The sequence below is a fragment of the uncultured Clostridium sp. genome (assembly GCF_900547735.1).
In the GTDB taxonomy this organism is placed as follows: domain Bacteria; phylum Bacillota; class Clostridia; order Lachnospirales; family Lachnospiraceae; genus Otoolea.
Genome location: NZ_URHZ01000061.1, coordinates 1 through 26,473, shown reverse-complemented (window position 1 = coordinate 26,473; position 26,473 = coordinate 1). Strand labels below are relative to the sequence as shown.

The following is a 26,473-nucleotide window of genomic DNA, read 5'->3' as shown; positions in this document are numbered from 1 at the left end:
ACCTGCGTGAAACCATTATATACAGGCCGGAGGGAAATATTTGTCAAATTCATTGGGGGAATAACTGAAATCGTACGACAGATACCGCACGTTTCGCCGGATTCCCACTTCTTTTCCGGGCATTTACTTCTTTTCTGCCGGTTTAAGCAATATCTCGTCCTTATTGACGAGTCCCAGTTTTTCTTTGGCAACCTTCTCGATATACTGTTTTGTCTGGACATAAACGCGGTACTGTTCCAGCTCCGCCGCCCTCTCCTCCTCGGCCAAAACCTGGGCCTGAAGGTTTTCTTCCCGGATCTGATAATTCAGATCTTTCTTCTTCATATCAAGCCCTTTCAGATGCACGGCTATCGCCAGGCTCAGAACGACCAGCGTAATGCCGACCAGCGCCATGCGGTTATTCAGATTTTCTTTCTTTTTTCTTCTCGCTCTTCCGCTTTCCCGCATCTTTTTCCTCTTCCGCCTTTCTGCTCCTGCGTGATTCCTGCTCCTGATCTTCGGTCAGGCTGTGCTGTTTCTCTTTCTGCCGTTTTTTCTGCTTTTCTTCCTTCTTTTCACGGAGACGAAGCTGTTTCTGCTCCTTTTCTTTGCGGAAACGGAGTTCTTCTTTCTCCTTCTCTTCGCGGCGGCGGAGGTCTTCCTTCTCCCGTTTCCCGCGGCGCTTGAGGTCTTCCTTCTCTTTCTCCTCGCGGAGAAGGCGCTTCTGCTCCTCTTTTTCTTCCCGGAGGCGGAGTTTCTCTTCTTTCTTTTCCTGCCGCTTCTGCTCTTCCAGGAGGCGTCTCTTCTCTTCCTCCTCAAGCCGTTTCTGCCGGATTTTTTGTCGTTTTATTTTTCTTATTGTAAGATATTTTTCTACTTTTTTCAAGAGCCTCAGCAAAATACGGCTGACCGTCAGGTTGTAGACGAGCATTCCCATGAGCACGCCTAATATAGCATACCATCTCAGTATCCCGTCATTTTGCCGGAACAGCAGGAGAAATGTCGTAATGCTGGACGCAGCCCAGTAGACCGCATCTTCTATGCCTGTCCAGAAATTCCCATGAGGGACCAGAGTCCTGAACACTCTCAGGCCGTCATATATCACCATCAGGCAAATACCTACTGTCAGGCTCGCAAACAGCAGTTGCAGTTCATAGCGAATTGTCATGCTCATCCCGATTTGCCCCGCCTTTTCTTATTATTTAAACAGCCGGGTAAACAGGGATTCGCCTGATTTACGGTAATTCTCATTGGAGGAATAGGCAAAGCTGTCAAACGTCCCCTCGATATCGACCTCTCCCTTTTCCAGCGTCAGCCGGCTCACATGCAGATTCTTTCCCTTCACAGTCAGGAGACCCATATCCGTATCCAGGATAATCTGGTTCTCGTCGAAGGACACCACATCCTGTATACCGGTTACACTGCCCGTCCCCCTGCCTGTGACCTCCAGCTTATGAGGCCGCCGGTTTAACTTTTCTTCCATGCAAAAAACCTCCTGATATATCTAACTATTGTTAAATATATTAGGAGGTTATCCTCTTTATGTTTATGAATTATAAATAACGATAAAGATCTTTCGCTTCGTCCTTCTTCACGGTCTCTGTCACGTCCAGCACTTCTACTTTAACAGACTTCATTCCAAATTGAATTTCAATGATGTCCCCAGCCTTAACACTCAGGGACGCTTTGGCCGGCTTTTCATTAACCAGAACCCTGCCGGCATCGCATGCCTCATTGGCAATGGTTCTTCTCTTAATCAGGCGCGAAACCTTTAAAAATTTATCTAATCTCATAGAATTATGCGTTTACCATATCCTTTAATGCTTTTCCAGCTTTGAATTTAGGGGATTTGGAAGCTGCGATCGGCATTGTTTCGCCAGTCTTAGGATTTCTTCCTTCTCTTGCTGCTCTCTCAGCTACTTCAAATGTACCAAAACCAACTAACTGGATTTTCTCACCTTTTACTAATTCATCGGAAATAACCTCAGTGAAAGCTTTGATTGCCTTCTCTGCGTCCTTCTTGGAAAGTTCTGCTTTTTCTGCTACGGCAGCAATTAACTCTGTCTTATTCATTTGATATATTCCTCCTGTCATCTTCTCATATGAGCTCATACTACTCAACTTTGTTGTAATTCTTACTTTACATTTATATACATTTATCCTTGCTTTGTCAAGGTTTTTTGCGCTTTTTTACTCTTTTCCTCGGATTTTATCCTGTTCCACAAATCGAGTCCTTCCTCCGCAGAATTCACTTTCTCGTCACCGAATACATTCGGATGCCTCCTGATCATCTTGGCGCTGACTCCGTCGACAACATCGTCGATTGTAAAAAGTCCCTTCTCCTCCGCAATCTGGCTGTGGCTCATCACCTGGAACAGCAGATCGCCAAGCTCCTCACAGAGGTTTTCCGGGTCATTTTCCCGAATTGCGTCGATTACCTCACCCGCTTCCTCTTCCAGGCAGGGAATCAGGCTCTCGTGCGTCTGACGGCGGTCCCACGGGCAGCCATTCTCGGAACGCAGGGTGCGCATGATGTCTTTTAGGTCGTCGAAGGTATATTTTTTCCGCATCTCTTCCATAATTTTCATTTTCTCCTGACTTTGGCTCCTGCCGGGCTTCCACGGCAGGTTTCATAAACATGACTGTAACCATCGACAAAAGTATATCACAGAAAAAAATGCAAGGCAACTAAGAGCCGGAAGAAGAATCACCCAATTCAGCTATCCGCCTCCCAGTCCGTGTGGAAATGCCCTTCCCTGTCATTACGCATATAGGTATGGGCTCCAAAATAATCGCGCAGCGCCTGGATAAAATTGACAGGCATCTGCCCGGAGCGGTAATAGTCGTAATAGTTTAAGGACGCCTGGAGACAGGGCAGCGGAATCCCCGAGAGAACCGAAGCGGCCGCAGCCTTTCGAAGTGACTTTTCAAGCGTACCGGCATCCGCAAATTCCGGCGTCAGAATCATTGGCCGGCACGCAAGATCCCGCACTTTTTCAATCCGCTCTAAAAGGGCGCTTCTTATAATGCAGCCGTCCTTCCATACGGAGGCCAGGCCTGCCAAATCGATATTCCAGTTTTCTTCTTCCGCTGCTTTGGCGATTAATTCAAATCCCTGGCTGTATGCCATAATGACAGCCATCAGAAGCGCCTGTTCCATCTCTTTGATTTCTGTCTGCGGCAGTTCGCAGGAGTGAAATTTCAGTTGTGCGAAACCGGACATCCGCTCCTCTTTTTTAGATGAAAATACCCGGGCCATTTGTGCCTCATAGATCGTGGGGATATAAACGCCTCTCTCCACAGACTCTTCCACGGTCCATTTACCGGTTCCCTTCTGTTCTGCCACATCCAGTATTTTGTCAATCATCCAGGTGCCGTCTTCGGCCTTCTTTTTCAGGACTTTCGCGCTAATTTCGATCAAATAGGAGTTCAGTTCCCCCTTATTCCATTCCTCAAATACAGACTGGATCTCTTCAATCTCCATCTTCCTGACAAAACGCATAAACTGGTATGTCTCTGCAATCAATTGCAGAATAGCATACTCAATTCCGTTGTGTACCATTTTTACATAATGCCCCGCTCCGCCTTCTCCTATACACCCGCAGCAAGGTTTTCCCTGATGTTCGGCGGCGATTGTCTCCAAAATATTGCGGACTGCATCCCACGCCTCCTGTTTTCCGCCGGCCATAATGCTGGGACCGTAAAGCGCTCCCTTTTCGCCGCCTGAAACGCCGATTCCCATATACAAAATTCCATGCCGGCCGCATTCGCCGCTCCGTCTTGCAGTATCCCTATAATAAGAGTTTCCTCCGTCCATGATGATATCACCTTTATCCAGCAGAGGCAGCAGTGACTGAATCACCATATCTACCGGCCTGCCGGAGGTAATCATGATAAATATTTTTCTCGGCTTGGCCAGGCTCAAAACAAATTCTTCCATGCCGCTGCAAATCCTGTAATTATCTTTTTCTGCTGCAAATGACCGTCTCTCCTGTTCCGAGACAGAATAAAGCGCCGTAGCAAATCCATGGTTAATCATATTTTTAGCCAGGGATGAGCCCATTACACCAAGTCCTATCAGTCCTATTTCACAGTTCTTTTCCATTGCCATCTTTCTTACCTCTCGTTCCAAAACCGGCGCTGCATCCGGCGTGAACAGTAACAATCAGCGAAAAGGCGCTGCACACCGGTATTCCCGGCCGTTCAGCACCTTTCTAATCACAGCTTCTCTCTGATCTGTTTTGCTAAAGCTTCGTACTCCTCATCCGCGAGAAAAACCGGCGGCTGGGGCTGCATCTGGAACACGCCTCCAAAATCTGCTCCGTCCCTCTGTTTGGGCACAACATGCCAATGTACATGTTTACAGGTATCGCCATACATGCCGAGATTAATTTTTTCCGGCTGCACAGTCTCCGCCACCGCGCGGCAGACCCGTTTCGTATCCTTCATAAAACCCTGAAGCTCTTCATCCGTCAGTTCATGAAGCTCCTCTGCGTGGCGTTTTAAAGCAACCACGCACCTCCCTCTGTATGCCTGGTTCCTGAACAGATAGACTCTGGAAAAGGGCAGTTCGCAGATTGGAGCCATCAGTTTTACAAGGTTCCCGTCTTCTTCACAGTACATACATCCTGAACATTTTTCCATAAGATTCCCCTATTTGCAACAGTTCGTCAGTTACCCGGACCGTACCCCTATTTTGCTAATTCTACCGCCTCTTTGGTCAGCCTGGTTATCTCATCAAACCGTTTTTCTTTGATCAGGGAATCGGCAACCATCCAGCTTCCGCCGCAGGCATAGATTTTATCATTGTCAAGAAATTCTCTTAAATTACCGGTATTAATGCCGCCTGTGGGCATAAACCGGATTCCCGGAAACGGAGCCGCAAGCGCCTTAATCGTATCCAGGCCCCCATACTGCTTCGCAGGGAAAAATTTAACTACATTCAGCCCGTAATTCATTGCATCGATAATTTCCGTCGGGGTACAGCATCCCGGCAGAACCGGAATATTCTTCCTGGCAGCATACTCAACCACATCTTTTGTAAAACCGGGGCTTACAATAAATGCCGCACCGGCAGCCACCGCTCTCTCCGCCTGATCGATATTTACAACCGTTCCGGCGCCGCACAGCATCTCCGGATATGTATTTCGGATTACACGAATCGATTCTTCCGCAGCATCCGTGCGAAACGTGATTTCCGCCACCGGGAGGCCGCCGTCTATCAGGGCTTTGGCCAAAGGCAGTGCATCCTCAACATGATCTAATTTAACTACCGGTACAATCCGTTTCTCTTTAATTAACTCCATTACATTGCTCATGCTTGAAATCCTTTCTGCGTACCAATCTATAAAATCCGATTATTTTACAAGATATCCGCCGTCTACCGGAATTACCGCTCCGCTCAGATAGTTGGATGCATCGGAAGCCAGGAAAATAACAGGGCCCTTCATATCCTCTGGAGTACCCCATGCGTTAGCCGGAATACGGTCGGTAATTTCTTTGAACCTTGGATTTTCAGGATCCGTAAGAGCCACATTCATCTCCGTATCCATATAGCCGGGAGCCAGGCAGTTGCAGTTAATTCCCTTTGACGCCCACTCGTTGCAGAGAGCCTTGGTCAGCTGGGCAACGCCGCCCTTAGATGCCGCATAGGCCGGAACCGTATAGCCGCCGAAAAATGAGAGCATGGATGCAATATTTATAATTTTACCTCTGCTCTTCTGTTTGATAAACTGCTGTCCCGCCAGCTGGCTCATGGAAAATACGGCATTCAGGTTAATATTGATGACAAATTCCCAATCTTCATAAGGGAATTCCTCGGACGGATGGCGTTTCTGCACACCGGCCCCGTTTACAATAATATCGAGATGATCTCCCAGAGCGGCAACACACTCGTTAAATGCTTTCTTTCTGTCTTCCACAACCGCAAGGTTTCCAATAACACCGTGGCATTTATATCCCTTTTCCGTATATTCCGCAGCCACATCCATAACCTTCGGATTCAAGTCGATGATCGCCACTTCTGCCCCTGCCTCCATCAGGCCCTCTGCCATTCCTCTGCTGAGTCCCTGGGCTGCGCCTGTCACAATCGCTTTTCTGCCTGTTAAATCTGTAAAATTCTTAACCATGTTTGATCCTCCTGATTCCTTACACATTGTCTACTTTGCCACATTAAACCGGCATTCTTTTCCTTCCAGCACGCAAACGGCGTTTTGTGCTGCCATAAGACTCATTTTTGAAGATGCTTCTCTGGTTCCGGCTCCTGCATGGGGAGTCAGAATACAGTTTTCGCAGTTCATCAGCGGACTGCCGTATGGCGGTTCATCGACCGTGGCATCCAGAGCCGCTCCCCTGATCTCTCCGGATTTCAGCGCCTCATAAAGCGCCTCCTCATCGATCACGCCGCCTCTTGCCGTATTGACAAGAATCGCGTCTTTTTTCATGATTTTAAACTGCTCTGTTGAAATCATATTGTGGGTTTCCTCTGTCAAAGGAGAATGTACCGTAATAAAATCCGCCTCTCTTAGCAGAGTGTCCAAATCTACGTATTCCGCACCTGTCTCCTCTTTAAACGACGGATCCTCAAAGACATCGTACGCCAGAACCTTCATATTAAACCCGCGGCACCGTCTGCCTACTCCCTGGCCAATCCGGCCGGCTCCGATAATTCCTAACGTCTTCTCATACATTTCCAGTCCCTGGGGCCTTCTCTGGCTGTGTGACTTAATGGAGGTGTCCATAATTGTCACATTTCTTGCCACATCCAGCATCAGGGCCACCGCCAGGTCTGCCACCGAGTCACCGTTGGCTCCGGGCGTAATCGTAACCTGAATTCCCTTTTCTTTTGCAGCGTCCAGATCCACCTTGTCGTATCCCACTCCGTAACGGGATATTACTTTCAGCTTTTTTGCCTGCTCTATAATGTCTGCTCCGATATCTTCAAGACCGGCTATCAAAACGTCGGCATCTCTGATTGCATCCTTTAACTGCTCTTCCACAGGACCGTCCGATTCTTCCAATTTAATCCACTCGCATCCGGCCTCACGCAGACAGTCATAAGCCTTTTCATCCGCCTTGCCAAATGAGCGCGCCGTGATTACGACTTTATATTTTGCCATAACAATTCTCCTCTTTCTGCCTTGCCCACCCCTGAACGTGCCTAAAACTCCGGTGCATTCAATTCGAGGTTTTCTCTCGCAGGATCGAGAACCGCCAGATCATACCTTCTCTGTTCATGTGAAAATCCGGCCAGTACCCAGAGATAGGTATTGCGTGTTCCCGGGCTGGCAGCGGTAGGATGATAACCGCAGGGAGCCTGCACACAGGTTCCTGTATGTACCGGATGTGCCATGATTTCCTCGACATCCCCGCTCTTTAAATAGGATACATGGAAACCGAAGTGAGGTTTAGGCATATCAAAATAGCAGTAAACCTCTTCCAGATCCTCCTCATGCTGATGCGGCGGCCAACTGGTCCAGGTCCCCTCACCGCCCCATGTAAATCCGCAGAGCAGACGGGACGCCTCATCCTGAGGAGCCAGCGTAAACATGACTTCTCTTCGCCCGGTCCCCTCGCCGTGAATCTGATGGATATCACCGATTGGCAGAGACGGATCAAATTTGCGGCAGAAAGTTTTTCCATATCCTTCGCAGACTGCGGCGGCCACATAGAAGAAGCAATCCTTAGATGCGGTAATTACCACGGCAGTTCCTCCCGGAATATAAAAACTGTCATATTTTTTAAGCTCAGTTCCTTCCAGGTCCTTATTTCCGCTCAATACGGCCGCTCCCTCGCATAACACCGGATGCATCTCCAGTTTTCCCGAGTCCAGGGTATAGGAAGTTCCTTCCTTTAAATTAAGCCTGTAAATCTGAGCTTCCCTGCATCTGGATTTTTCCGGCGTTACAACAGGATGAAATCCAGGTTCTTCCGGTGACTGCACCGGCCAGTTTTTCATATCATCACATAAATTCGACATAATTCACTTACCTCCTTCTATCAACAAATCCGGTTATTCCGACTTATCGTGTTTCCGTTAAAATCAACCGGCAAAGAGCGCCGTGATTTGCGGGAAGAGTACAACTAAGAAAAATACGGCTACATATCCGATGAAAAACGGCATCTGGCCTTTGGCAATCGCGCCCATTTTAAGCTTCGAAACGGATGATGCCGAGAATATATTTACGGCTACAGGCGGTGTCATTGTTCCGATTACGTTGGAAATAGAAACAATCATGCCAAAATGGATTACATCGATTCCAAAACTCTGGGCAATCGGCCACAGCACAGGCACCATCAGAACCGCTGTTGCAATACCCTCCAGGAATGTACCGAAAATGAGCAGAATAATTGCAGTAATCAGGCAGAATGTAGTTGCGCTTAAGTTCAGCCCGTTTACAAATGCGACAAGCTGAGCCGAGATTCCTGCGAATGCAAACAGCCATGCAAATGCGGTAGACGTAGCAATGATAAAGAGAACCATCGCCGATGATTTTGCCGATTCCAGGAAAATCTGGTATAAATCTTTCAGTTTTACTTCTTTATATATAAACATACCGGCTATCAAAGCCCAGATAACTGCAACAGCAGCCGACTCCGTAGGAGTCAAAATACCCGAATATATTCCTCCCAGGATAATGATCGGCAGAATCAGTGCAGGGATTGCATTTATGAAACTTTTCCCAAGTTCCCCGGCTGTCATTTTTTTCGAAGTTTTAGGCCATTTTTCTCTGTGGGCATAGAATATGATCGTTGCCATTAAAACCGCTACTATCATAAATCCGATTCCCATACCGGCACTGAACATCTTTCCTACGGATGCTCCCGTAATGGTACAGTAAACCACCATGATGATAGACGGCGGGATAATCGGCCCCAATCCTCCGGCCACCACCAGAAGACCTGCTGTCCTTTCTTTGGAATAACCAAGGCGTACCATATCAGGATAAAGCATAACTCCGATTGCCACGACCGTTGCAGGCGCTGAACCCGACAAGGCTGCAAAAAAAGCACAGGCCAGTACCATGGCAAGAGACATTCCTCCGCGGAATCCTCCAACAATACAGTTTGCAAATTCTACAAGACGTCTTGAAATACCGCCTTTCGTCATGATATTTCCTGCCAGTACGAAGAACGCAATTGCCATAATGGATGTGGAATCAAGCCCGCCGAAAATTCTCTGCGTTACCACACTCAGTGTAAGCGTGATGTCCGGTGAGAAAACAATGGCCGACATTGTAGCCACTGCAAGGGAAACTGCAATCGGCACACCAAGTATCAGAAGAACGATAAACGTTCCAAACAATAAAAATCCTGTCATGCCTTTCCGCCTCCCTTCGTATCACTCTTTAACTTCTCTTCTTCCTCTTTCACAAGCTTTTTTGCATTGTCCATAGAAAGGTCTACAAATTCATATTTTTCCGTATTTCCCTTTACAAATGCAATCAGCATCTGAATCACTCCGACAGACTGTACAATGGTAATAATTCCAAAGGACAGCAGCAGGGCAAAATAGGGAACCACCATGGGTACGCCAAGTCCCGGCGAAGTCTGGCCCGATCGTAACTGTATTTCACACAGGGCAATGGACTGATAAAACATAACCGCTGCAAAAAGAATTAATATAGCTTTAATGAGTATTAAAATTGTAAGCCTTGATCTTCCTTTTAGTTTATCCTGCAGCGCCGTCACTGCAATCTGAGTCCCGTCCCGAAGCCCCATCTCGGTTCCCAGAAGAACCATATAAATCATGCAGTATTTTGATAATTCTTCAAACCCTGTAACAGGTATCTTTGTGATATTCCTGTTACAAACCTGGAGAAAGGCCGATAATGTCATGACAATAAATGTAATAACAATTATCACGTCTTCCATTTTCTGCAAATAGTTTGTTTTTTTCATTGTCATCACCTCTGACTTTAAAGGCCGGCCGATTAAATGATCCGCCGGCCTTATAAATATGTCTTATTTTACGGAAGCAATCGCTTCGTCTACTGCTGCCTGCCATTCCGGATCAAATGTGAATCCTTCTTTTTCGGCTTGAACCTTATATGCAGCCTGAAGTTCTTCTACATTAATATCATGCATTGTAACGCCTGCATCAATTAATTTCTTTTCAGCTTCTGCATTCTCTTCCACTAAGTACTGTCTTTCCGCATCAACGCCTCTCTGAACCGCATCAAGGAATGGCTGGCGTAAGTCTTCCGGAATCTGCTGCCAAGCTTTGTCGGACATGCAGAGAACAATGTATACGAATGCATGCTGTGTCTTTGTAATGTCTTTTGTCACTTCATAGTATCCGGAGTTCCAGCAGTTGCAGAGTGCGTTCTCAGCCGCATCGATGGTTCCCTGCTGAAGAGCTGTGAATACGTCATTGTAGTTCATTGCGATCGGCATAGCGCCAAATGCTTTAAATGCCGCCTGATGATATTTGTTCTCCATTGTACGGATAGTAATGCCCTTAAAATCATCAAGACTCTCGATTGGTTTTGTTGAGAATGTATCCCTGAAGCCGGACTCCATAAATCCGATTACATGAAGGCCAAGTTTTTCAGCATCTCTCTTGATAAGATCTCCTAATGCTCCGTCTACCGCTGCATGTGCCTGTTCAACATCTGTCCAGAGGTAAGCCTGATCCAGAATATTCATGTTCGGGATGAAGTTGGTCAGTACGGAGTTGGCTGCCGTTGCGATATCCAGGTTATTGGACATTGCCAGCTCAATTGTATCTCTTTCTCCGCCGAGCGCTCCTCCTGCGTTTACCGTGATCTTAATTCTTCCGTTTGTCGCCTTGTCTACTTCCTCGGCAATCTTTTTTGCACCTTTTCCGTAGGGGGATGTCTCAGGGTCAACTAAAGACAACTGGAAATTAATTACTTCACCGGATGTACCTGCTTCTGCAGACGCCGTATCCCCTGCCGGTGCCGCCGTGTCGCCCGCCGGTGCTGCTGTGTCACCTGCCGGTGCTTCCTTCTTACCGCACCCTGTCATTCCCATCACCATAGATGCTGCCAATGTTAATGCTAATACTTTTTTCAACTTCATATCTTCTCTCTCCTTTTTTATTTTTTTCTGCTTTCAGGCAGAAATTGGTTTTATTTGATAAATGTTCGGTAACATTCCAAATAATTCTGATATCGCTTTCTGTAAATTTCCCCACGGTGCGGATTCGGTTTAATCACCGAAACCGGCTCCACCCTGAAATCTTCCACACTGTTTATCTCTCCGGCTAGTTCCATGGCAAGAACCACACCACCCATCAGAGAGCTTTGAGCCAGCTTGTCCACTTCCATATCTTTTTCGAAAATATCGGCGCACATCTGTGTCCAGCGCGGCGAATTGAGTATTCCTCCGGACAGTTTAATGTGTTCCGGCACACCGTTGACCGCCGTCAGTGTCTCATAGCATTGAAATAGATTGAATAAGACTCCTTCCTGCACCGCCCTGTATAAATCCTGAACCGTACTTGATGCACTCAGATTCTCAAATACGCCATGCCTGTCATCGTTCCATCCCGGACACCGTTCCCCAAACACAAATGGCAGAAATACGGGTGATTCACTGTCTGTATTAAATCCTGTCTCCAGGTTCGCGTATGACTCTGCCTTTGCAAATTTCTCTTTAAACCAGTCGATACAATTGCAGGCTCCCGAGGTAGCCGCCCCCGACATCCATGACTTTGGTGACAGATAACACCATGTGGACGGTTCATCCGGAATAATCGGCTTTGATGTAGTCAGGCGGATGGCCCCACTGGTACCAACCGAAAATGTCATAACACCCTTCTTCAGGGCGCCGACCCCAATCTGGTTTAACCCGCCGTCCGAATTGGATGGAATCACGGGCGTCCCTTCCTTCAGTCCCAGATAAGAAGCGGCATCTTTCGATAAGGGATATATCCTGTCATAAGGTACAATTTCCGGCAGGGAATCTTCTGTAATTCCCAGCTCCCGCAATAAATCCGGTTCATATTGCTTCGTATAAATGTTCATCAGGCCTGTTCCCGAAGCCACACATTCCGTCGCTGCTTTCCTGCCTGTCATTCTGTATGTATTATATACATTCTGTCCCGCCGCTATATATTGGCTTAAGTCAAATCCCATGTCCTTAAACATCCGAAGTTTAAAAAACGGATAAATCGCATTTACCATGCATCCCGTCTTATGGTAATAACTGCGGACGTAATCCTGCTCCTGCCTGATTTCCCTGCATAGACCGGAAGCTCCTGTATAGCACCATGGAAGCACCGGTGTCATGGGATTCATTTCCGAATCCATCAGGCAGAGAGAATGCCATGTTCCCCCAAGTGATATCATGTCAATGTCCGTACGGCCATCCAGCAGTTCTCTGGCAACTGACAGAGTCTCTTCAAAAACTGTCTGAGCATTGTGAACGGTTGTATTATCAAACATCCCCGGATACGGTCTCGTCCTTACAAAAGACTGCTTTTTATCTGTATCATAAAGCATTGCTTTTGCCGACGATGTCGATGATTCCAAAACCAGTATTTTCATATCACCGTCTATCCTTCCGTCTGTTATTTTCCTCAAAAAAATTTTTTATTTTAAAAATAAAATTTTATTTTGTATATTAAAAATTCTATCCTATTTCTAATCAAAAAAATAGCGTTAAAACTCCTAAAAAAAATTAATATTTTTGTCTATATTTCACAGTTTCTTCACAAGCATACAAAAAGTGCAGCGAACGTTCCTTTTTTGGGAATCGATCGCTGCACTTCTTCATCCGGTCCGTGACTTTATTTAATTCTTTCGCACTTCATAATTACCGTAATTGACTTTATTGCATTTTGCATATGTATTCTGATACACTCTCTCAGGCGTTCCTCATCCCCATCCACAATTGCATTGAAAATCGCCTTGTGTTCCTCCAGGCCCGCCATATCCTTCTCCTTGGACTGACGGCGGAAAATGTAATTGGAGTAGATAAACGGATTGATCCGCTTATACATCCCCACCAGCTTCTGGTTGCCGGAACACTTCAGGTATATTCTGTGAAATTCATAGTCATGGTTGTAATCCTGGAGAAACAGTTCCACGTCGTTTGTGTCGATAAACTTTTTCATTATCTCTTCGTGTTCCTCGATATTCTGCTCCAGTTCCCTGCGCAGTGTCTTATTGACCTTTACCGCCTCAATAATCTGTTTTGTATAATAAAGGTCCATCATTAAGCGCAGATCGAATATCTCTTCCGCATCAGAGATTGTAATAGGCTTGATTACCATTCCCTGCCTCGGGAAATTTTCTACAACTTCTTCTGAAATCATGCGGTTCAGCGCCAGCTTTACCGGTGTTTCCGATGTACCGTACCTCTCAGCCAGTTCCTTCGCCATTACCTTTTCTCCGGGGGTAAGCTCGCCTACTATAATATCCCTGCGGATGTTCCGGCAGATAATATCCACCAGTGTCTCTTTCTTTCCTTCCTCCGGTTCCCTGATTTCCATAAGGTCATCATCCTGATCTTTTTTTAATTCCTTTTTTCTTCCCATACGTATCCTTCCTCAATATGTATAAGCAGATATCCTCCGCCCGATATAATAGCTTGTAATATACCACATATAAATTTAAAAATTTCAAAAAAGGATTTTTTTCCACATCTTGTCCTATTGATAAGTTTATCCCATCTTTTTGGGAAAATCAAGGAGAAGCACGCGAAGCGTTTTTGATTCATAGGACGTAATTTCCTATGAATCAAAAAAGGGCCACGAAATGCGGCCCTGTCACTACCGTTCACATCACAGCCGCCCTCTGGCTGCGGTGTGAACAATAATGTACTAACTCATATGGATTTTTCACCTGGTTTTTCAAGTTACCCTTCCATCTGTCTTCCCAGGAACCCTGCCGCCGTAGCCGCAAGCTTCACTTCCGTATCACCAAATCTGGTTCTCGGTTCTCTTCCAAGGATTACAACCGCTCCGATTGCGTCTCCCTCACAGATAATCGGAACTACAACCTGAGCCGTAGTTCCTTCCGGTTCTTCTGATACAACGGTGATAAAATTCTTGTCCTCTTTCACCGCTGTGATTGTCATACGCTCCGTGATTGCATTCTCAAGCTGTCTGCTGACCGGCTTCTGGAGGTAATCCTTTTTGGGGCCTCCCGATACGGCGATAACCTGATCACGGTCTGTGATACATACCATAAGTCCGGTGGACTGAGCCATTGCCTCCGCGTACTGAACGGCAAATGCGGCCAGCTCTACCATCGGTGAATATTTCTTAAGGATTATTTCTCCTTCTCTGTCCGTAAATATTTCAAGCGGAGTACCTTCCCTGAGTCTAAGAGTCCGGCGGATTTCCTTTGGAATTACCACCCTGCCCAAATCATCAATTCTTCTGACTATACCTGTAGCTTTCATACAAAAATTCCTCCATCTTACATTTTCCACATTTATCTGTATCGTTTTACATAAATGTAGTATCTGTAAAACAGAGGAATTTATACCAGCAAATTAAATTATAATTCGAATTCAGCCGGTTCTTTTTTCAGTGTATACATTTAATCAGCGTTCCCGCCGTGTCACCGCGCGAACTTCGGATTGTTTCTGCGGTCCAGGATAATCAGGACGATGGTAAGGGCGATGAGGCCCGTCAGGGTGCCGATCCAGCCGTTCTGGGTAATGCCGGCAGCCAGATATCCGATGACGCAGCATCCCGCTACGCAGAGTACGTACGGAATCTGCGTGGAAACGTGGTTGATATGGTCACACTGCGCTCCTGCCGATGCCAGGATCGTCGTATCGGAGATCGGTGAAACGTGATCGCCGCAGACCGCTCCGGCCAGGATAGCCGATGTGGAGATGGTCAGTGAGTTCATATTCTCCGGTCCTACCACTGCAAAGGCGATAGGAATCAGGATACCGAATGTTCCCCAGGAAGTTCCCGTGGAGAATGCCAGTCCGCAGGCTACCAGGAACATGATGGCGGGCATCAGAGCTCCCACCAGAGCGCTTCCGCCGACAACGGAACCGACATAACCGCCGATATTCAGGTAATCGGCGCTGCAGATACCGGACAGGGTCCATGCCAGGCACAGAATCATAATGGCCGGAATCATTGCCTTGATGCCGATGGTAAAGCTCTCGCAGAATTCACTGAAGTGGATGACTCTTCTCACCAGGTAGAAGATGAAGATAAATACCAGGGTGAAGAAGGAGCCCAGCACCAGGCTCAGTGCGGAATCACAGTTGGCAAACGCCTCTACGATTCCGGCACCGTCCATAATTCCTCCCGTATACAGCATGCCGCTGACACAGAACGCAATCAGGACAAGGATCGGCGCTACCAGATCGATTACCTTGCCGTTGCCTGCAATGGTAACCGCATCCGCATCGATGGTCTTTTCTTTTCCTTCCCGTTCCACCCGCTCATTGTACTTCTTCATTGCGGAGAAATCAAATCCGCCGATGATAATGAACAGCATGAAAATAATCGTCAGGATGGCATAAAGGTTAAACGGAATCGTCCGCAGGAACAGTCCGAATCCGTCCACGCCGCTGCCCTCGGGAAGAGAGGAGCCCACGGCCGCAGCCCAGCTCGATATCGGCGCAATAATACAGATAGGAGCGGCAGTGGCATCGATAATGTAAGCCAGCTTTGCCCTCGTTATCTTATGCTTGTCCGTAACCGGACGCATAACGGTTCCGACGGTCAGACAGTTAAAATAATCATCCACGAAAATCAGGGAACCCAGAAACATGGTGGCAAGGAGCGCGCCTCTTCTGCTTTTGATGGAGTGGGCCGCCCATTCTCCGTATGCCCTGGATGCTCCTGATTTGGTAATCAGGGCCACAACAATTCCGAGGAATGACAGGAACAGAAGAATGTTGACATTGCCGCCAATCTTGTCCCCCATAATTGCAATAACGGTTTCGACCGCGTGAATCGGGTTCGCTCCGGTAAAGAGAAATGCGCCCGACAGGATTCCAATCAACAGTGACAGATAAACCTCTTTCGTAATCAACGCCAGCGCGATTGCTACGATTGGCGGAATCAGTGCAAATATAGTACCGCTCATATTATAGTCCCCCTGGTTTTATTTTCGCATACGCGAATTTTTTTGTATAAATAATATAATAAAACGCCCCGGCTGCTTTGTCCAGCACCCCGGGGCATTTTCTTTTATATTTATGCAATTTTCACGTATTTCTCGTATCTATGCACCTGTCAAGCCTGCTCGTGTGCCTCTTCGTCAGCCATCTCCAGGGCAGTTGCTTCATATTTGGCAAGAATAATACTCTGAATCATGTCGCGCGTACAGGAATTAATTGGATGCGCGATATCACGGTATTCACCGTCCGCAGCTTTGCGGCTAGGCATTGCGATGAACAGTCCCTTCTCCCCCTCTATCACTTTGATGTCGTGGACTACAAATTCATTGTCCAGCGTAATGGATACGATGGCCTTCATCTTGCCTTCTTTTTCAATTCTTCTTACTCTTACGTCCGTAATCTGCATAAATCTAACCCCTCTCCCGTCTGTTCATTATAATGTAAATCGCTCGTTCTTCTCGATGACAATCTTTAAGTTGTCCGGTGTGCCGATGTGCGTTGTGTTGGCGCGGATGGTATCTCGGCTCTCCACAACACAGTTTTCGATTACAGTGTTATCCCCAATATATACGTCGTTTAAAATGATTGAATTCTTGATTACGCAGTTGTTGCCAACGTAAACCTTCTTAAAAAGAACTGAATTCTCCACCGTTCCGTTCAGGATACATCCGCTGGATACAAGGCTGTTCCTGACTACCGCTCCCGGATTGTATTTTGCCGGAGGCAGGTCGTCTACTTTGGAATAAATCTCCGGATACTCTTTGAAGAAATAATGTCTTACTTCCGGTTTTAAGAAATCCATGTTGGTCTTGTAGTATGCGTCTACAGAAGCGATATTGTTCCAGTAAGTCCCCAGCTTATATGCATAAATACGCTTCAGATTCTTATAACGCACCAGAATGTCCGTGACAAAGTCATATCTGTCTTCCGCTGCGCACCGCTCGATCAGCTCAATGAGCTGCCGTCTGCGTATTACATAAATACCGCAGGAGATCGTGTTAGAGGTGGCAACCATCGGTTTCTCTTCAAAATCGGTGATACGGCCGTCGTCGTTGGTCTTCACAAGACCGAATCTTGTGACATCGGCCTCCGGTCCCATCTCTTTGCATACTACCGTGATGTCCGCTTTCTTCTCGATATGATATTCAAGTACTTTATTATAATCAAGTTTATAAACTCCGTCGCCGCTGGCAAGAACTACATAAGGCTCATGGCTTTTCTTCAGAAAATCCAGGTTCTGGAAGAGGGCGTCTGCCGTTCCTCTGTACCAGTCGCTGCTCTCCGCCGTAATCGTAGGCGTGAACACATACATGCCGCCCTGTTTTCTGCCGAAATCCCACCATTTGGAAGAGCTGAGGTGTTCATTCAGGGATCGGGAATTATACTGTGTAAGCACTGCAACACTCTGAATATGGGAGTTGCTCATGTTACTCAGAGCAAAATCGACACTGCGGTAGCTGCCTGCAATAGGCATTGCAGCGATCGCTCTCTTGTTGGATAACTCTCTCATTCTCTTGCTGTTGCCGCCTGCTAAAACAATACCAATTGCTCTCATTGTACTCCACCTGCCTTTATTATGTAATCGCCGCTTTCAAGTACTCCGCCATGGTAATCATCCGGTGTGGTCTCTCCGGAAATCGCCGTATTCCTTCCGATTCTGACCTTGCCGGGAATCGTGGAACGCTCTCCTACCACCACCAGTTCAAACTGATATACCTTCGGATCATATTTACTCGGTGCCATCTCGCCTTCTCCGAGCACTGCGCCTTCTCCAACCGTAACATCCTCCGCAATGATGGCTTTATCCACTACGGCTCCCGCTCCGATTACACTTCCCTTCATAATGATGGAATCTTTGATTACGGCGCCTTCTCCGATTGTAACGCCTGCTCCAATCACAGAATTGCTGACTTCACCGTAGATTTCCGTTCCCTCGCCTATAATGCTTCTCTCAATCTTTGAATTCTCAGATATGTATTGAGGAGGGATAATGTCACTCTTGGTATAAATCTTCCAATATTCTTCATATAAGTTAAACTCGGGGATAATATCGATTAATTCCATATTGGCTTCCCAGTAGGATCCCAAAGTCCCAACATCTTTCCAGTATCCGTTGTACTCATATGCAAAAATTCTCTTACCTGCTGAATGGCAGAACGGAATAATATGTTTTCCAAAATCACATCCAGGCTCTTCCGACAGCTTGATCAGTGCATCTTTGAGCACCTGCCAGCTAAAGATATAGATACCCATGGACGCCAGGTTGCTTCTCGGGTTCTCCGGTTTCTCCTCAAACTCCGAAATGCGGTTATTGTCGTCTGTGATAACAATACCGAAACGGCTGGCCTCCTCAATCGGAACCTGCATGGCGGCAATTGTAACATCTGCATTATTCGCTTTGTGATATTCAAGCATTACCTCATAGTCCATCTTGTAAATATGGTCGCCGGAAAGAATCAGGACATACTCCGGATTGTAATTCTCCATATACTCAAGATTCTGATAGATCGCATTCGCTGTTCCGGTGTACCAGTCACTTCCAATACTTTTCTCATACGGAGGAAGAACGGTAACCCCGCCTACGTTACGGTCAAGATCCCATGGAATACCAATACCGATATGCGCATTCAGGCGCAACGGCTGGTATTGTGTTAAAACTCCGACTGTATCTACTCCGGAATTGATGCAGTTACTGAGCGGAAAATCAATAATACGGTATTTACCGCCAAATGAAACTGCGGGTTTCGCAACCTTCTGAGTCAAAACGCCAAGCCGGCTGCCTTGTCCTCCTGCTAAGAGCATAGCAATCATTTCTTTTTTAATCACGATATCACCCCTCGATGTGTAGATTTGTGTAGCTGTTTGTGTGTTTTCTATTATACCATACTTTTTCGAAATAGTGAACAAATCTTTACTAGAATTTGAACTTTTTTTGTGCATTTTCCGACATTTCTCTACTTTCATTCGTTATATTTTTTCAAATCCACCTCTCTCTTTCCTCTATTTATACCTTTTTTCGTTAAAATTCGCGCAATCAGCCGGGCGGCCCTTCGTATTTTCCCCACCGGACGGCATGTGCTTAGTCTTTTCTAACTTGAGTATTATCGCAGGAAAACAGGGGTTTTGTCTCTGGTAATATGTGGAACACAGTTGGAGCACGAAAAAAGGGAGTCTCCAAAGCCAATATCTGGCAATGGGGACCCCCCTGAAACAGTGAGTTTAGATTTTCTGAAAGAATCGATCCAGCTCATCGATCAGATTCTCGAATACTTCATGATCGTCAAACATGAAGTCGTTGTGCTTTCCTTCGATTGCATAGAAGGTTTTTTCGCACTGCAGCTTATCGTAAAATATTTCGGATTCGCTGATTGGGTGGAGCAGGTTGTATTTGCCGTGTCCGATGAAGGCCGGTACTTTCACGTCCTCGATATTTTTCTCGGAGTTGAAGTCCATCAGGGAACGGCCCAGTTCCAGGGAAATCTCCTGTCCGTAGCCATCCACCGTATAGAGATTGTCATGGACAACTTCCTCGGTATCGGGATCCAGCGGATAAAAGTGGAACGGATTATCAAACCGTCTCGTGCCTTCCTTTACAATCCGGATCTCCTCTTCCCCAATCTCTTTCTGCATCTTGACAAAGTCTACATGGGAGAAGACCTGGTGGAGCCATCTCTCGCCGCAGTAGAAGCCGTTCAAACCTGCGACTGCCTTTACGCGTTTATCAAGCTGTGCCTCCCTGAAGGAAAGGCCTGCCGCCATGGCCCAGCCAAGCAGCCCAATCCGGTCTGCGTCTACCTCGGGAAGTGTGCCGGCAAAGGTGACGGCATTTCTGATATCTTCCACCTGCTCATCCAGCTTACATACGCCGGCAGGTCCCTCGTTCTGAAGGAAACCACGGTAATCAAAGCCAAGACAGGCGTAGCCTCTCTTTGTCAGGGCGCGGGCAAATAATGCGGGATAAATTGCGTTTAGTCCGATATAACCGGAATTCGGAATAATACAGGGAAGTTTCTCTCCCTCTTTATAGTCGTCCGGAAGGTAAAGTGCAGCCGCCAGACGGTAACAGTTGCTGTAAAAGTACATCGGTTTTGTTATCATTTCGTTCCCCCGTTAATCTCATTTTTTAATATGTCAGGCACTCTCAGCACCGCTCCCTGATCGGCTGATGTAACCAGGGCGGCGTATTTCTCCAGTGCGGGCGTTCTGGGCTTTACAAGCGGTTTCACCTTTTTCAGGCGCTCTTTAATTACTTCATCCGGCACATCCAAATCCAGTCTGCGGTTCGGAATGTCGATAATAATCCTGTCTCCGTCCTCCACGGCGGCAATCGGTCCGCCCGCTGCCGCTTCCGGGGAGATATGGCCGATGCACGGTCCTCTCGTGGAACCTGAGAATCGTCCGTCCGTAACCAGGGCACAGCTCTCGTCCATTCCTCTTCCTACCAGAAGCGAGGTTGTCATATGCATCTCCCTCATTCCCGGTCCGCCTTTCGGGCCTTCATAGCGGATGACTATCACATCACCCTCTTTAATCTGATCCGTTGAAACGGCATGGCTCGCATCCTCCATGGAATGGAATACCCTGGCGCGTCCCGTAAACTGGTACATGGACGGCTTTACGCCGGATTTTTTGACCACGGCTCCGTCCGGGGCCAGGCTGCCGTATAAGACGGCGATTCCGCCTTCTTCATTCTTAGGTTCGTCAAATGGGTAAATCACGTCGTTTTCCACAAGAGGCACGTCCTTCAGATTTTCTATCATCGTCTTTCCGGTCACCGTCATGTGGTTTGGTTCCAGTCTGCTCTCGATTGCCTTCATCACGGACGGAACCCCGCCGTTCTCATGCAGGACGGAAAGAGGATACTTTCCGGACGGCTTGAGGTTGCAGAGATAGGGAACCTTCCGGCTGATGCGGTCGAAATCTTTCAGATCCAGCTTCACCTTGGCCTCATTTGCAATGGACATCAGATGAAGAACCGTATTGGTGGATGCTCCCATTGCCATGGCGGCGCTGATGCCGTTTAACAGGGCGTCCCTGGACAGAATCTTTCTGGCCGTCAAGTCTTCCTTAATCATCTCCACGGCGCGTTTGCCCGACTGTTTTGCAAATCTGCGCTTATCGGCCGACACGGCGAGGGCCGTACAACTGTGCGGAAGCGCCAGTCCCAGGATTTCCGCCATACAGCTCATGGAGTTGGCCGTTCCGAGCATAGCGCATGTTCCGTAAGTCGGAAGCGCTCTCTTTTCAATCTCCAGCAGATCGTCCACCGACATTTTTCCGGTCTGGACCTGGCCGATAAATTCCCTCATGTCGGTCAGTGTTATGACTTCTTTATCTTTATAGCTTCCTGCCATCATCGGACCGCCCGGCAGGATGATTGCGGGAATGTTCACTCTGGCCGCCGCCATGATCATACCGGGAACAATCTTGTCACATCCCGGCAGCATAACCATTGCATCAAAATGGTGCGCCTCTATCATCATTTCTACTGCGTCGGCAATATTTTCCCTGCTGGGGAGAGGGTAACTCATTCCCCGGTGTCCCTGGCAGATACCGTCGCAAAGGGCTATGGTGCTGAATTCACGCGGGATGCCCCCCGCTTCCCAAATTCCCGCTTTCACATGCTCCGCTATCTCCCGCAGATGAATGTGGCCGGGAACCATCTCGGTAAAGGAATTCACCACGGCAATCAACGGTTTATGTAAGTCGTCCGTATCAAGGCCTGTACTGTACAGCAGGGCGCGGTGGGCGGAACGCTCGATGCCGTTAATCAGTTCGCCGCTTTTGTATTCGCTGTATTGGAATCTTGATTCATCCATTCGAAATCCTCCTCATTTTAATTTGTTGACCAGCGCCTGTCTGTTTGGCGCTTCATTTCTTATCTTTAATATACAACGTTCTCTTTCCAATATCAAACAAGTATTTTTTGGATATAAACAAGTTATTGCTTGTGTATTTTAAAATGCTGCCTGACGGTTCACAATACTTGACGGTACGGTATGGGACATCGTGATAATTTCTTTTTCGCTGAATCCGCATTCGAGAAGTGTTTCCATAAAAAGTTCCATTCCGCGGACCGGATGTTCGAATCCCTTCTGCCCCCTGTCCGTCGCAATGTAGGTGTGTTCCACCCCCGACAGACGGATATTTGCAGCCATTTCCTCCGCGGTTACGGTGCCTTCCGCCAGATTGACCCAGTTTTTTTCAATCACAACTCCCAGGGACGCCAGCTCCGCCTGCATGGCGCCTTCAATTCTGGTTCTGCTCCACTCGGGATGCGTCAGTATCATATTTACCCCGCGCTCTCTTCCCAGGCGGCAGAGCCGTACCGATTCCTCCCGGCTTAAGTGCCCGGTTCCAAGATATGCTCCGTATTTTTTAACAATGTCCATAATCTCATAAACCTCCGGAAGAATCCTTCCCTCCCCGTCCAGGATCGTAATGCCCGGCCGGCTGAAGAAATCTCCGGGCATCGGCCCGAATTCCAGGCAATGTCCGGCGTCCCGGGTGGGCATCCATATGAGAATCCCTCCCTCATGGAGGCAGTTTTCCACCGCATAGGGGTTCAGTCCGCCCGTGGGCCAATTGAGAGCCAGACCGCCGTACGCTTTTGCCCGGCAGCCGCTCTTTCGGTTGACCGTCGCGGCCCTGGCGGCCGTGCAGCCATAGTGTGATTTAATCAGGACGCCGGCCATCCCCGCCTCGTCCGCCTCCTGCATCAGCTCCCAGTCGTCCAGCGCCCGGCTGAATGCCGACGGCGCCGGGTGTACGTGAAGGTCATACGCGCCATTCAGCATATCCTTTACCTGCTCTGTCCTGTCATGTTCCATAATATCTCCCTTCTGCCCAACGAAAAAACACCGGAAAGTATGCTCCAGGTTTATCCTTGACAATGAGCCGCAAACGGCAATGATAAGATGATAAAAGCCGGCATCCATGGATACATGGAATCACCGGCTTTTCAATGTCTATTTTTACTGTCCTCCCGACGTTTAGCGGAAGTCCGCTACTCGGTAATACGTGAATATAATTCCGGATGACGGTCGATCATCACCGTATTTCCCATCCGTTCTTTGTGCACCATGCTCATATCAATATCCTGATAGAGAATTTCCTCCCGATCCGGTGAACATCTTCCCAGCACCTTTCCAATCGGGCTTACCACCTGGCTGCATCCGCAGAACGGCGAATCAGGCAGTTCTCCCGTGAAATTTATCAGCGCCACAAAGACATTGTTGTCCAGTGCACGCACCTCCGTCACCTGGTTCAGCCAGTCCCTGAAATAAGATCCGTCCCTCCATGCCGCCGGACACAGGATCAGATCCGCCCCCTCAAGCGCCAGGATACGGGTTGTCTCCGGGAAACAGATATCATAGCAGATGACAATGCCGATGGTTCCGTATTTTGTCCGGAATACCGGGAATTTTCTTCCCCTGTTCAAATGAAGCTGTTCCGCCCCTACCAGATGGGATTTTGAATAATGGCCGAGCACAACGCCCTCATCGTCAATCAGAACCGCCGTGTTTTCGACAATTCCGGTGCCGGCCGTCATCATAATCGGCGCCAGGAGATGGATTCCCAGCTCCTTTGCCAGACTTCTCATCTTAGTAATTGTTTCTCCGTCCAGGGGTTCGGCCGCATTTTTCATCGTCTCATAATCGAAACAGTAATATCCCGTATTAAAGCCTTCGGGCAGACAGACGAAATCGGCTCCTTTGCCGCACGCCTCGCGGATCTTTTCTTCCGCCTTGCGGACATTGGCTTTCACGTCCCCCAATGCCCACGATGACTGAACCAGTGCTATTTTAAATTGATCCATCTTACCTCCTGTAAACTTATCCCTTTGTGCCGAACCGTTATGATATTTTAATAATGCTGTCGTAGTAATGCTGTTTCATAACGGTACCGCAGCTTCCGTCCGAACCGTTATGCTGCTTTTTTCTCCTGAATCTGTTTTGCTATCATAAATAATACAAAGATACCGCCGAGCACGCCATATACGCCGTATACCAGTCCCAGAAGCTTGTCAAACGGAAGAAGCATGGAGCAGAGAACGGATGCAATGACCAAAATAACCGCAAATTTGTTGTAAGCCGGTGTTTTCTCTTCGCAGAATGATGCGCAGAGCGTAAACATGGACGGCACACAGGATGAGAAAATCGCCATAAATATAACAATGATAAAGATAAATCCAAGGATTGGAGAGATTGTATTTGCCAGGTAAAGGTTCGGAATCATCATTGTGCTGAATTCCTCGATGTTGGCAAAAAGTGCGGATGCCATAACGATATCGGCCGCTGCATAGAAAATGACTCCCATGACTGCGCCGTAAATCAGTTCTTTCCTTACCTTAAAGCTCTTAGCCGTAGCCGAGAAGAACGGAGCCGACTGCAGCGGTGTACAGGTGGTGTAATATAATCCGGCCAGCCACCATGTCGGTGCGATTCTTGAAAGACCCAGAGTCGGCGCCATCTCGATGCCTGCGGCAACTCCGCCCATATGCTGTGTCAGATAATAAATACCGGTTCCGATTGTCAGGACAATCATGAACGGTCCGATACTGCCGATAATGTCGACAAGTTTTTTAAGTCCAAGAAGAATTGTAACCAGGCATAAAATTCCGAGCAGAACGGAACCCAGACGTGACGGCATGCCGAAATGCTGGTTGAGCGCCGCGCCGAAACCGGAAATCATAACAACGGGAGCCGAATATAAAAGTCCCATTGCCAGAAGCTGGAATACTTTACCAACCTTATCTCCGCAGTAGTACGTAAAAATATCAAGCGGACTCTTAAACTGCTTTCTGTGGCCCAGTTTAAAAAACGAAATCAACAGGAACAGATGCAGCAGCGCCTCCACCACGATTCCTGCATATCCCCATATGCCGTAACCGCAGAAATACTGCAGTGATGCCTGACCGGTAACAGAACCCGATCCGATTGCCCACGACACAAAAACGCCGGCAATTTTGATAACATTAACCCAACTCATTTTTTCATTTGTATCAACCATAACTTCCCCTCCATTTTGTAATCGACCTCTCGATGTACACCCATATCCCAGCTGTTACAATTATCATATATAATTCAAACGCCAAAATCAAACAAGTTATTTTTACAGTATCACAATATTTTTCTTGTATTTCTTATATTCGCATGATACACTGCAATTATTCTTAATTAATACTTCACTTATTCTTATTAATATAGAAGAATTGTACTTCGCGGTATAAGTATTTGTGAACGGCCGTCTGCCGTTTTCCTGTTATTAAAAACACTTAGAAAGGAGAACACCATGCAGTCAAATCAGGAGATCTTTTTATTAGTTGCCGAAGAAATGAGCATCAGCCGTGCGGCACAGCGCGCCTTTGTCTCACAGCAGTGTGTCAGCGATCACATCAAGCGGATGGAACAAAATTACGGAGTGAAGCTGTTTACGAGGAAACCCCGCTTCCAGCTCACCGAAGCCGGGCTGTCGATGCTCCACTCCCTTCAGAAAATCCAGGCCATCGAGAGCAGCCTGCAGGAGAGCCTGGCCAAGCGGGCCAGCGGGATGAAGGGCAGCTTTACCATGGGAATCAGCGCGTCCCGCGCCCAAATCTTCCTGCCCTGGGTCATGCCGGAATACTCCCGTGCTTTTCCGGACGTGGAGATCCGCTTTTTCATGAACGACACCGTAGTCCTGGCTGAAAATCTCAGGAAGGGAAATGTTGATTTGTTTATGGGCGTCAATACCCCTTACGCCGAGGATTTTGCCATAACTCCGCTGTGTGAGGACGAGCTCTGCTTTATGATTTCCGACGGACTGCTGAAACGCCGTTTCGGAGAGCGGTCCGAGAGCTTTCTGTCATCCGAGATCGACCTGCGCCATTTTACCGATATCCCGTTTATCAAGAGCTATTCCACCGGTGTCATCAACTCCGCCCTGCAGGAATACCTGGATCAGTGCCATATTGATCTCTATTCTCCTTACCAGATCAGCGATACGGACACCCAGATTTCCCTGTGCGCCAAGGGAGTAGGCGCCGGAATCGCTCCCTATATGTTATTATCCCGGATTAACAGCCATAATATGAACTGCAGCAGAGAGGAATATATCCACATTCTTCCTGTAAAAAATTTCAAGAAATTCCTCCGGATTGATCTGATTTCACTGAACTATATTGAAAAACCGCTGTACATCCGGGCTTTTGAAGAGATGGCTGTACGGGCGGTGGGGGAAAATTATTTAAGGGGAACTCTAGTTGAGTAATGAGAACGCGCTGGGACGGCCGGGGGCGGGATGGTGAGAGGGGGGCTGTGAGTCTTCAGTCCCGGATTTCAGGTTATCGCGGGTGGGGAATCCGGGCAGAAAAAGTTCCTGCGGGAAACGCTCGCGCTCTTTGGAGTACATAGCGGACACTAACCTCGAAAATACCTCGGTAAGTGCC

The 26,473-nt window shown here is 47.6% G+C and carries 28 protein-coding genes; 1 reads left to right on the top strand and 27 read right to left on the bottom strand.

All coding sequences use genetic code 11. From position 1 onward, the window contains the following. Positions 1-123: 123 nt before the first annotated feature. The 27 genes from QZT18_RS17260 to QZT18_RS17130 all read right to left on the bottom strand — a co-directional run bounded on the left by QZT18_RS17260 (position 124) and on the right by QZT18_RS17130 (position 25,056). Positions 124-447, bottom strand: coding sequence for a septum formation initiator (locus tag QZT18_RS17260; protein ID WP_227033586.1), 324 nt, complete (start codon positions 445-447; stop codon positions 124-126). Continuing rightward, positions 398-1,153: a spore cortex biosynthesis protein YabQ gene (yabQ, locus tag QZT18_RS17255; RefSeq protein WP_294149752.1), complete on the bottom strand. Its 756-nt coding sequence runs from the start codon at positions 1,151-1,153 to the stop codon at positions 398-400. Before yabQ ends, QZT18_RS17260 begins: the two co-directional genes overlap by 50 nt. 24 nt (positions 1,154-1,177) lie before the next feature. After that, a complete protein-coding gene (gene yabP, locus QZT18_RS17250) occupies positions 1,178-1,462 on the bottom strand; it encodes a sporulation protein YabP (RefSeq protein ID WP_125141257.1) in 285 nt (94 codons plus the stop codon). 70 nt (positions 1,463-1,532) lie between these two features. Beyond that, the gene (locus QZT18_RS17245) at positions 1,533-1,772 is read right to left on the bottom strand and encodes an RNA-binding S4 domain-containing protein (RefSeq protein WP_125141258.1); all 240 of its coding nucleotides are present in this window, start codon (positions 1,770-1,772) and stop codon (positions 1,533-1,535) included. A gap of 4 nt (positions 1,773-1,776) precedes the next feature. After that, positions 1,777-2,052, bottom strand: a complete 276-nt coding sequence (locus QZT18_RS17240) for an HU family DNA-binding protein (RefSeq protein WP_125141259.1) — start codon at positions 2,050-2,052, stop codon at positions 1,777-1,779. An 83-nt stretch (positions 2,053-2,135) separates the two neighbouring features. After that, complete coding sequence (locus QZT18_RS17235) at positions 2,136-2,558, bottom strand: MazG family protein (protein ID WP_227033588.1); 423 nt, start codon at positions 2,556-2,558, stop codon at positions 2,136-2,138. 137 nt (positions 2,559-2,695) lie between these two features. Further along, positions 2,696-4,090, bottom strand: a complete 1,395-nt coding sequence (gene gndA / locus QZT18_RS17230) for an NADP-dependent phosphogluconate dehydrogenase (RefSeq protein ID WP_294149744.1) — start codon at positions 4,088-4,090, stop codon at positions 2,696-2,698. A 107-nt stretch (positions 4,091-4,197) separates the two neighbouring features. Then, positions 4,198-4,623 carry an HIT family protein gene (locus tag QZT18_RS17225; protein WP_294149742.1) on the bottom strand — a complete coding sequence of 142 codons (426 nt, stop codon included), beginning with the start codon at positions 4,621-4,623 and terminating at the stop codon, positions 4,198-4,200. Between the two features lie 47 nt (positions 4,624-4,670). Beyond that, positions 4,671-5,297, bottom strand: coding sequence for a bifunctional 4-hydroxy-2-oxoglutarate aldolase/2-dehydro-3-deoxy-phosphogluconate aldolase (eda, locus tag QZT18_RS17220; protein WP_294149740.1), 627 nt, complete (start codon positions 5,295-5,297; stop codon positions 4,671-4,673). 39 nt (positions 5,298-5,336) lie between these two features. Then, positions 5,337-6,107, bottom strand: coding sequence for an SDR family oxidoreductase (locus QZT18_RS17215; RefSeq protein WP_294149738.1), 771 nt, complete (start codon positions 6,105-6,107; stop codon positions 5,337-5,339). A 30-nt stretch (positions 6,108-6,137) separates the two neighbouring features. Then, the gene (locus QZT18_RS17210; protein WP_294149736.1) at positions 6,138-7,097 is read right to left on the bottom strand and encodes a phosphoglycerate dehydrogenase; all 960 of its coding nucleotides are present in this window, start codon (positions 7,095-7,097) and stop codon (positions 6,138-6,140) included. A 41-nt stretch (positions 7,098-7,138) separates the two neighbouring features. Further along, on the bottom strand, positions 7,139-7,957 hold the full coding sequence (locus QZT18_RS17205; RefSeq protein WP_294149734.1) for a 5-deoxy-glucuronate isomerase: 819 nt from the start codon (positions 7,955-7,957) through the stop codon (positions 7,139-7,141). Between the two features lie 63 nt (positions 7,958-8,020). Then, a complete protein-coding gene (locus tag QZT18_RS17200) occupies positions 8,021-9,298 on the bottom strand; it encodes a TRAP transporter large permease (protein ID WP_294149732.1) in 1,278 nt (425 codons plus the stop codon). After that, a complete protein-coding gene (locus tag QZT18_RS17195) occupies positions 9,295-9,879 on the bottom strand; it encodes a TRAP transporter small permease (RefSeq protein WP_294149730.1) in 585 nt (194 codons plus the stop codon). The genes QZT18_RS17200 and QZT18_RS17195 overlap by 4 nt, the downstream gene beginning before the upstream one ends. A gap of 63 nt (positions 9,880-9,942) precedes the next feature. Continuing rightward, positions 9,943-11,022, bottom strand: a complete 1,080-nt coding sequence (gene dctP, locus QZT18_RS17190; RefSeq protein ID WP_294149729.1) for a TRAP transporter substrate-binding protein DctP — start codon at positions 11,020-11,022, stop codon at positions 9,943-9,945. Positions 11,023-11,072: 50 nt separating this feature from the next. After that, complete coding sequence (locus QZT18_RS17185) at positions 11,073-12,491, bottom strand: gluconokinase (protein WP_294149727.1); 1,419 nt, start codon at positions 12,489-12,491, stop codon at positions 11,073-11,075. A 242-nt stretch (positions 12,492-12,733) separates the two neighbouring features. After that, on the bottom strand, positions 12,734-13,483 hold the full coding sequence (locus QZT18_RS17180; protein ID WP_227033598.1) for a GntR family transcriptional regulator: 750 nt from the start codon (positions 13,481-13,483) through the stop codon (positions 12,734-12,736). 320 nt (positions 13,484-13,803) lie between these two features. After that, positions 13,804-14,352, bottom strand: coding sequence for a stage V sporulation protein T (gene spoVT / locus QZT18_RS17175; RefSeq protein WP_125141271.1), 549 nt, complete (start codon positions 14,350-14,352; stop codon positions 13,804-13,806). 161 nt (positions 14,353-14,513) lie between these two features. Beyond that, on the bottom strand, positions 14,514-16,010 hold the full coding sequence (locus QZT18_RS17170) for a Na+/H+ antiporter NhaC family protein (protein WP_294149721.1): 1,497 nt from the start codon (positions 16,008-16,010) through the stop codon (positions 14,514-14,516). Positions 16,011-16,159: 149 nt separating this feature from the next. Continuing rightward, positions 16,160-16,450, bottom strand: a complete 291-nt coding sequence (gene spoVG / locus QZT18_RS17165) for a septation regulator SpoVG (RefSeq protein ID WP_125141273.1) — start codon at positions 16,448-16,450, stop codon at positions 16,160-16,162. Between the two features lie 27 nt (positions 16,451-16,477). Beyond that, positions 16,478-17,599: a glucose-1-phosphate adenylyltransferase subunit GlgD gene (gene glgD, locus QZT18_RS17160; RefSeq protein ID WP_125141274.1), complete on the bottom strand. Its 1,122-nt coding sequence runs from the start codon at positions 17,597-17,599 to the stop codon at positions 16,478-16,480. Next, the gene (locus QZT18_RS17155) at positions 17,596-18,870 is read right to left on the bottom strand and encodes a glucose-1-phosphate adenylyltransferase (RefSeq protein ID WP_294149717.1); all 1,275 of its coding nucleotides are present in this window, start codon (positions 18,868-18,870) and stop codon (positions 17,596-17,598) included. The genes glgD and QZT18_RS17155 overlap by 4 nt, the downstream gene beginning before the upstream one ends. A gap of 393 nt (positions 18,871-19,263) precedes the next feature. Continuing rightward, positions 19,264-20,142, bottom strand: a complete 879-nt coding sequence (locus tag QZT18_RS17150) for an alpha/beta hydrolase (RefSeq protein WP_294149716.1) — start codon at positions 20,140-20,142, stop codon at positions 19,264-19,266. Further along, entirely contained in the window at positions 20,139-21,863 is a 1,725-nt protein-coding gene (gene ilvD, locus QZT18_RS17145; protein ID WP_294149715.1) for a dihydroxy-acid dehydratase, read from the bottom strand. The genes QZT18_RS17150 and ilvD overlap by 4 nt, the downstream gene beginning before the upstream one ends. A 138-nt stretch (positions 21,864-22,001) precedes the next feature. Next, positions 22,002-22,874 carry a DUF6282 family protein gene (locus QZT18_RS17140; protein ID WP_294149714.1) on the bottom strand — a complete coding sequence of 291 codons (873 nt, stop codon included), beginning with the start codon at positions 22,872-22,874 and terminating at the stop codon, positions 22,002-22,004. 176 nt (positions 22,875-23,050) lie between these two features. Next, entirely contained in the window at positions 23,051-23,863 is an 813-nt protein-coding gene (locus QZT18_RS17135) for a carbon-nitrogen hydrolase family protein (RefSeq protein WP_294149713.1), read from the bottom strand. Positions 23,864-23,970: 107 nt separating this feature from the next. Beyond that, positions 23,971-25,056, bottom strand: a complete 1,086-nt coding sequence (locus tag QZT18_RS17130; RefSeq protein WP_294149712.1) for a hypothetical protein — start codon at positions 25,054-25,056, stop codon at positions 23,971-23,973. A 282-nt stretch (positions 25,057-25,338) separates the two neighbouring features. On the opposite strand from QZT18_RS17130, the gene QZT18_RS17125 reads away from it, so the two are divergent. Continuing rightward, on the top strand, positions 25,339-26,295 hold the full coding sequence (locus QZT18_RS17125; RefSeq protein WP_294149710.1) for a LysR family transcriptional regulator: 957 nt from the start codon (positions 25,339-25,341) through the stop codon (positions 26,293-26,295). The last annotated feature ends 178 nt before the right edge of the window (positions 26,296-26,473 follow it).

What these genes read in the sequence shown, in the direction of transcription:
- QZT18_RS17260 (WP_227033586.1), bottom strand. Translation starts at nt 447, where the DNA reads ATGCGGGAAAGCGGAAGAGCGAGAAGAAAAAAGAAAGAAAATCTGAAT.
- yabQ (WP_294149752.1), bottom strand. Translation starts at nt 1,153, where the DNA reads ATGAGCATGACAATTCGCTATGAACTGCAACTGCTGTTTGCGAGCCTG.
- yabP (WP_125141257.1), bottom strand. Translation starts at nt 1,462, where the DNA reads ATGGAAGAAAAGTTAAACCGGCGGCCTCATAAGCTGGAGGTCACAGGC.
- QZT18_RS17245 (WP_125141258.1), bottom strand. Translation starts at nt 1,772, where the DNA reads ATGAGATTAGATAAATTTTTAAAGGTTTCGCGCCTGATTAAGAGAAGA.
- QZT18_RS17240 (WP_125141259.1), bottom strand. Translation starts at nt 2,052, where the DNA reads ATGAATAAGACAGAGTTAATTGCTGCCGTAGCAGAAAAAGCAGAACTT.
- QZT18_RS17235 (WP_227033588.1), bottom strand. Translation starts at nt 2,558, where the DNA reads ATGGAAGAGATGCGGAAAAAATATACCTTCGACGACCTAAAAGACATC.
- gndA (WP_294149744.1), bottom strand. Translation starts at nt 4,090, where the DNA reads ATGGCAATGGAAAAGAACTGTGAAATAGGACTGATAGGACTTGGTGTA.
- QZT18_RS17225 (WP_294149742.1), bottom strand. Translation starts at nt 4,623, where the DNA reads ATGGAAAAATGTTCAGGATGTATGTACTGTGAAGAAGACGGGAACCTT.
- eda (WP_294149740.1), bottom strand. Translation starts at nt 5,297, where the DNA reads ATGAGCAATGTAATGGAGTTAATTAAAGAGAAACGGATTGTACCGGTA.
- QZT18_RS17215 (WP_294149738.1), bottom strand. Translation starts at nt 6,107, where the DNA reads ATGGTTAAGAATTTTACAGATTTAACAGGCAGAAAAGCGATTGTGACA.
- QZT18_RS17210 (WP_294149736.1), bottom strand. Translation starts at nt 7,097, where the DNA reads ATGGCAAAATATAAAGTCGTAATCACGGCGCGCTCATTTGGCAAGGCG.
- QZT18_RS17205 (WP_294149734.1), bottom strand. Translation starts at nt 7,957, where the DNA reads ATGTCGAATTTATGTGATGATATGAAAAACTGGCCGGTGCAGTCACCG.
- QZT18_RS17200 (WP_294149732.1), bottom strand. Translation starts at nt 9,298, where the DNA reads ATGACAGGATTTTTATTGTTTGGAACGTTTATCGTTCTTCTGATACTT.
- QZT18_RS17195 (WP_294149730.1), bottom strand. Translation starts at nt 9,879, where the DNA reads ATGAAAAAAACAAACTATTTGCAGAAAATGGAAGACGTGATAATTGTT.
- dctP (WP_294149729.1), bottom strand. Translation starts at nt 11,022, where the DNA reads ATGAAGTTGAAAAAAGTATTAGCATTAACATTGGCAGCATCTATGGTG.
- QZT18_RS17185 (WP_294149727.1), bottom strand. Translation starts at nt 12,491, where the DNA reads ATGAAAATACTGGTTTTGGAATCATCGACATCGTCGGCAAAAGCAATG.
- QZT18_RS17180 (WP_227033598.1), bottom strand. Translation starts at nt 13,483, where the DNA reads ATGGGAAGAAAAAAGGAATTAAAAAAAGATCAGGATGATGACCTTATG.
- spoVT (WP_125141271.1), bottom strand. Translation starts at nt 14,352, where the DNA reads ATGAAAGCTACAGGTATAGTCAGAAGAATTGATGATTTGGGCAGGGTG.
- QZT18_RS17170 (WP_294149721.1), bottom strand. Translation starts at nt 16,010, where the DNA reads ATGAGCGGTACTATATTTGCACTGATTCCGCCAATCGTAGCAATCGCG.
- spoVG (WP_125141273.1), bottom strand. Translation starts at nt 16,450, where the DNA reads ATGCAGATTACGGACGTAAGAGTAAGAAGAATTGAAAAAGAAGGCAAG.
- glgD (WP_125141274.1), bottom strand. Translation starts at nt 17,599, where the DNA reads ATGAGAGCAATTGGTATTGTTTTAGCAGGCGGCAACAGCAAGAGAATG.
- QZT18_RS17150 (WP_294149716.1), bottom strand. Translation starts at nt 20,142, where the DNA reads ATGATAACAAAACCGATGTACTTTTACAGCAACTGTTACCGTCTGGCG.
- ilvD (WP_294149715.1), bottom strand. Translation starts at nt 21,863, where the DNA reads ATGGATGAATCAAGATTCCAATACAGCGAATACAAAAGCGGCGAACTG.
- QZT18_RS17140 (WP_294149714.1), bottom strand. Translation starts at nt 22,874, where the DNA reads ATGGAACATGACAGGACAGAGCAGGTAAAGGATATGCTGAATGGCGCG.
- QZT18_RS17135 (WP_294149713.1), bottom strand. Translation starts at nt 23,863, where the DNA reads ATGGATCAATTTAAAATAGCACTGGTTCAGTCATCGTGGGCATTGGGG.
- QZT18_RS17130 (WP_294149712.1), bottom strand. Translation starts at nt 25,056, where the DNA reads ATGGTTGATACAAATGAAAAAATGAGTTGGGTTAATGTTATCAAAATT.
- QZT18_RS17125 (WP_294149710.1), top strand. Translation starts at nt 25,339, where the DNA reads ATGCAGTCAAATCAGGAGATCTTTTTATTAGTTGCCGAAGAAATGAGC.